Raw genomic sequence first — 700 nt, 5'->3', positions numbered from 1 at the left:
TCGTTCTTCTCTTACAACAGAGCTTTACGATCCGAAAACCTTCTTCACTCACGCGGCGTTGCTCGGTCAGACTTCCGTCCATTGCCGAAGATTCCCTACTGCTGCCTCCCGTAGGAGTCTGGGCCGTGTCTCAGTCCCAGTGTGGCCGATCACCCTCTCAGGTCGGCTATGTATCGTCGCCTTGGTGAGCCGTTACCCCACCAACTAGCTAATACAACGCAGGTCCATCTGGTAGTGATGCAATTGCACCTTTTAAGCAAATGTCATGCAACATCTACTCTTATGCGGTATTAGCTATCGTTTCCAATAGTTATCCCCCGCTACCAGGCAGGTTACCTACGCGTTACTCACCCGTTCGCAACTCATCCAGAGAAGCAAGCTCCTCTTTCAGCGTTCTACTTGCATGTATTAGGCACGCCGCCAGCGTTCGTCCTGAGCCAGGATCAAACTCTCATTAAAAGTTTGAGTTCTCACTCATTTCTGTCACTGACAGATTTATTGTTTTTTTCATTGTTCAGTACTACAACAATTGTTGTAGTGCCCTGCACATTGGTTCGTCTTGTTCAGTTTTCAAAGGTCTTTGTCACTCGCTTCTCTCAAGTGACAACTATATTAGTATATCACAGTCGCTTTCGCTTGTCAACACTTTTTTGAAACTTTTTTTATTTTTTTCAATCAGTATTTCTTCTGCAACATACCA

General features: G+C 45.6%; 1 rRNA gene. It reads right to left on the bottom strand.

Annotated elements, in window-relative coordinates:
- Window positions 1-459 (bottom strand): 16S ribosomal RNA (locus NMM17_RS09560); the annotation flags it as partial.
- Window positions 460-700: the final 241 nt, after the last annotated feature.

Origin of the sequence: Streptococcus sp. CF7_Ac1-12 (genome assembly GCF_024295905.1) — a bacterium.
GTDB classification, from domain to species: domain Bacteria; phylum Bacillota; class Bacilli; order Lactobacillales; family Streptococcaceae; genus Streptococcus; species Streptococcus mitis_AP.
The sequence above is the reverse complement of the archived record's forward strand: the minus strand, read 5'-3'. Positions and strand labels throughout refer to the sequence as shown.